We start from the raw sequence: 5032 nt of genomic DNA, 5'->3' as shown, positions 1-5032 counted from the left end.
GTCGTCGCCGACGGCGCGGCCGGCGACGACAGCGCCGCCCAGGGCCAGCAACCCGCAGACGGCGGCGGTCGCGCCGCGCTGCGTGCCAGAGCCACCGGGCAGCAGCAGTACGGTCAACACGGCTGCCAGCAGCAGGAGTCCGACCGCGAGCAGCAGTCGTTTCGACGCACCTGGGTACCAGGCGCCGCCCTGTCGTTCCAGGGACGCGCCGATGCCGTCGACGAGGTCGTCGAAGTGCGCCTCCGGCAGCACCTCGCCCCCGGGCCGCAGGAAGAGGATCTCGCCGTCGCGCAGTTCAAGGGCACCCAGAGTGCTCTCCCCGTCGAGGGGGGCACCACCGAGCCGCTGGATCACCCAGCCGCCGTGGTCCACGGACGCCTCGTGGGTGTCGGCCCCCAGGTAGCCGACAAGGGCGGGAAGAAGGTCGGCGACGGGAATGTCGGCGGGTACGGCGAGATCCGTGGCGCGATCGGGCAGATGCACGCGGATGCGGCACAGGGACGCTGAGGAGAGCTCGGGCATCGATCGCCGGCCTTCCGAATCGGTAATGCGGGACGGACGGTTCGGGTCCACTGACTGGGAGTTGGAGGCCGTCCGGTGGGAACGCCGGTGCGACCCCACGCGCAGCGCGGCATTGCGCGCCGGGCAACGTGGCCGGGCTGCACGTTACTTGTCGCCGTCCCTCGTCATCGCCGCTCCGCGCCCGACCGCCCGAGGCCCGGATGCCACACCGAAACGCGCGGCCGTGCACGGGTCATCGCGGGCGCGACACTCCTGCTCACCCGCTACGGCCAGGGGTTTCGGGCCGTTCGATGCCTCGCCAAGACGACCCGGACGTATGCGGGTCCGCAGGTCCGCACCCCGTCGCACCGCACTGCCCGACCGAACCGCACAGTCTGCCCGAAGGGGCTCGTGGCCACGGACCCCTGCGACGGCGGTGTCATTCTGGGCCGGGCATCCGTCTTCCCGGCGTCGACAGCCCACGCACCCCCCTTGAATGGAGTCTCCGTTGAGCGTGGTCCTCTTCCGCCGTCCGGCCCGGCGGCACGGCCCCCAGGCGCCCTCGGGCGAGCTGAGCCTTCAGGAGCCGCCCGCCATCACCGAGGTGCAGCCGGACAGTTCGGCCGTGTGGACCGCGCTACCCACCGCGATGATGTCGATGGCGATGCTGATGATGTTCATCCGCCCGGGCTCGTCCGGTGTCTTCATGTACGTGGCCATGGGCATGATGATGGCGGCCGGTGTCGCGATGGCCGTGGGCCAGGTGATGAAGAAGCGCAGCGACCGGCGCAACGCTTCCAACGGACAGCGCCGCGACTATCTGCGTTATCTCTCCCAGGTACGTCGCAAGGTCCGCAAGGCCGTCGTGGAGCAGCAGGAGGCCCTCGCCTGGCGGCATCCCGACCCGCGGGTGCTGTGGTCGCTGGCGAACACCAGCCGGCTGTGGGAGCGCCGGCCGGCCGACGAGGATTTCGGCGAGGCCCGGGTCGCGGTCGGTGACCAGCAGTTGGGGCTACGGCTCACTCCCGTGTCCACCCGACCCGTGGAGGATCTGGAGCCGCTCGCGGCGCACGCCCTGCGCAGTTTCCTCCGCGCCTACACGACTGTCCCCGACCAGCCCATCGCCGTATATCTGCGAGCCTGGTCGCGGATCCTGCTGCGGGGCGACGAGGACACCAAGCGTGCGTTGACGCGGGCCATGCTCGGCCAACTGGCCACCATGCACAGCCCGGACGACCTGTGGATCGCCCTCTGCGTCGGCGACGAGCAGCGTGCGCACTGGGACTGGGTCAAGTGGCTGCCGCACTGTCTGCACCCCCAGGAGAACGACGGCGCGGGCCAGGCCCGCATGGTGGCGCCCGCCCTGCCCGAGCTGGAGGACCTGCTGGGCGCCGACTTCCCCGAACGGCCCTCATTCGACCCGGCCGCGGTGCCGGGGCGTGAGGAGCCGCTGGTGATCGTGGTCGTCGACGGCGGCACGGTCCCCTCCGGGCACCGCTTCGACGGCTCGGGCTTCCGTAACGCCATGATCCTGGACCTCTCCGACGCGCTGCGGTGGCGTCCGGGGCGCACCACCCTGCGGCTGGACGCCCAGCCGGGCTCCCTGTCGCTGGTGCGCACCGACCGCAACCGCCGCGAACAGAGCACCTCGCTGGGCCGTCCCGACCAGTTGGGGTTGGTCGAGGCGCGCGCCCTCGCGGCGGCCCTCAGCCCCTTCCGCAGCAGCGTGGGCGGCGACGGAGACGAGAATCCCGACAAGGACGTGCAGCTCTCGGCGTTGCTCGGCATCACCGATCTGCGCTCCTTCGACCCGCGCACGTTGTGGGCGAAGCGCACTGAGTCGAACCGCCTGCGGGTACCGATCGCGGTTGCCTCCAACGGGACGACCATCGACCTGGACATCAAGGAGTCGGCGCTCGGCGGCATGGGCCCGCACGGCATGCTGATCGGCGCCACCGGCTCCGGCAAGAGCGAACTGCTGCGCACCCTGGTCCTCGGCCTGGCGCTGACGCATTCCTCGGAGAGCCTGAACTTCGTCCTGGTCGACTTCAAGGGCGGCGCGACCTTCCTCGGACTCGACGAGCTGCCGCACACCTCCGCCGTCATCACCAACCTCGCCGACGAGGTGGCGTTGGTGGGACGTATGCAGGACGCCATCCACGGCGAGCTGATGCGCCGCCAGGAACTCCTGCGCCAGGCAGGCAACTACGCCTCGGTCCTTGAGTACGAGAGGGCGCGGGCGGCCGGCACGCAGCTGCGACCGCTGGCCAGCCTGTTCGTGGTCGTCGACGAGTTCTCCGAACTACTCTCCGCACACCGGGAGTTCATGGATCTCTTCGTGATGATCGGGCGGCTGGGCCGGTCGCTGGGTGTGCATCTGCTGCTAGCCTCCCAGCGCCTCGACGAGGGCCGCATCCACCAGTTGGAGGGGCATCTCTCCTACCGGATCGGGTTGCGTACCTTCTCGGCGATGGAGAGCCGCGGCGTGCTCGGCGTCACCGACGCCTATCAGCTGCCGCCGACCCCCGGTGTCGGCTACCTCAAGAGCGGTGTGGAGGAACTCACCCGCTTCCGTGCCGCGTACGTCTCCGGCGTCTACAAGGGCCGTACCCGCGAGTTGGCGCAGGAGCAGGCCGCCGCGCAGATCACCCCGTGGAGCACGGAGTGGATCGTGCCGCGGCGCACCGCGGAGTCGGAGGTACGGGCGACTCCCGAGGAGGAGCAGGAGACCCTGATGGCGCTGGCGTTGGAAAAGCTCCGGGACTCCGGGCCGCCCGCGCACCCCGTGTGGTTGCCTCCGCTGGATCTCTCCCCCTCCCTGGACCAGTTGCTGCCGCCCTTGGAGCCGCATCCGGAGCGTGGGCTGACAAGTTCGATGTCCGAGCTGCACGGGCGTCTCGCAGTGCCGCTGGGTGTCGTCGACCGGCCCTTCGACCAGCTGCGGGACCTGCTCACCGTGGACCTGTCCGGCGCGGGCGGACACATCGCCGTGGCCGGCGGCCCACAGAGCGGCAAGAGCAATCTGATCCGCTCCCTGATCACCTCGCTCTCCCTCACCCACACCCCGCGCGAAGTCCAGTTCTACGTCCTGGACTTCGGCGGCGGCACGCAGTCGGCACTCATCGGTCTGCCGCACGTCGGCGCGGTCACCGGCCGGCTGGATACCGAGCGAGTGAGCCGCACGCTCGCCGAGGTCACCACACTGTTGGCCCGGCGTGAGCGGTTCTTCCTGGCCGAGGGCATCGACTCGATGGCATCGTTCCGTCGCCGCCGCGCGGCCGGGGAGTTCCCCGAGGAGCACCACGGGGACGTGTTCCTGGTGGTGGACGGCTGGGGCACGGTCCGTCAGGACTTCGACACGCTCATCCCGGAGTTCAACCAACTCGGCCAGCGGGGACTCAACTTCGGCATCCACCTCGTCATCTCGACGACGCGGTGGATGGAACTCTCCCCGGCGGTGCGCGACTCGATGGGCACGCGGCTGGAACTGCGGCTGGGCGACCCGATGGACTCCGTCATCGACATCCGTCAGGCCAAGACCGTCCCGCAGAACGCGCCGGGGCGCGGCCTGACCGCGCAGAGCAAACTCCACTTCCTCGCGGCCCTCCCCCGCATCGACGGGCTGGAGGACACCGACGACCTCGGCGAGGGCGTGTCCTCCCTGGTCGCCGCGGTCGCTGAGACCTGGGGTCGGCGCCCGGCGGCTCCGCCCGTGCGGATGCTGCCCACCGAACTCCCCGCCGCGACGCTGCCCGCTCCCGAGGGCAACCGGATGGCCCTCGGGCTGTTCGAGGCCGACCTGGAACCGGCCTGGCACGACTTCTCGGAGAGCCCGCACCTGCTGGTGATCGGCGACTCGGAGAGCGGCAAGACCAACCTGCTGCGGCTCATCGCCCGTTCCGTGGCCGCCCGTTACACCCCCGACGAGGCCCGCATCCTGCTCGTCGACTACCGCAGGACCCTGGCGGAGACGGTCCCGGAGGAGCACCTTCTGGGTCAGGCCATGTCCTCGGACGCGCTGAAGGACCTGCTGTCGGGCGTCGCCCCGGCGATCGCCCAACGCGTCCCCGGCACAGACATCACGCCGTCGCGGATGCGCCAGGCGGACTGGTGGCAGGGCCCACGGCTCTTCATTCTGGTCGACGACTACGAGATGGTCGGCAACAGCTTCAACAACCCTTTCGAGCCGCTGATCGAACACCTCACCCTGGGTTACGAGATGGGTATCCACATGGTGGTGGCGCGGGCCGCGAGCGGGGCGGGGCGCAGCGCCGCCGACCCGCTGGTGCGACGCCTGATGGAGGTCAACAGCTCCGGCCTGCTGATGTCCTGTCCCCCGGCCGAGGGCCAGCTGCTGGGCAACGTAAAGCCGCGACTGCTGCCCCCGGGCCGCGCCCTGCGGGTCGTTCGACGGAAGACGACGCTCATCCAGACCGCGATGGTGGAGAAGGACCTGGATCCGGCCGGGTCGCTGTGACGTGAAGGGCCGGCGGTCCGCCCTCTCGCGAGCAACGACTACCTGGGTCTGGCC

Annotated in this window: 2 protein-coding genes; one reads left to right on the top strand and one right to left on the bottom strand. The window is 70.4% G+C overall.

The annotated features are described in order from the left end of the window. Positions 1-522: EsaB/YukD family protein (locus ACFWP5_RS51770; protein ID WP_384174223.1), on the bottom strand; the 522-nt coding region annotated here is incomplete at its 3' end. A 493-nt stretch (positions 523-1015) separates the two neighbouring features. Between ACFWP5_RS51770 and eccCa the strand changes: the two genes are divergently transcribed. Beyond that, positions 1016-4978 (top strand): type VII secretion protein EccCa, encoded by a 3963-nt coding sequence (gene eccCa / locus ACFWP5_RS51765; protein WP_384174226.1) that lies wholly within the window; start codon positions 1016-1018, stop codon positions 4976-4978. Positions 4979-5032 lie beyond the last annotated feature (54 nt).

The organism is Streptomyces sp. NPDC058469 (genome assembly GCF_042721125.1).
GTDB lineage: Bacteria > Actinomycetota > Actinomycetes > Streptomycetales > Streptomycetaceae > Streptomyces.
This window is presented reverse-complemented; position numbering and strand designations above follow the sequence as displayed.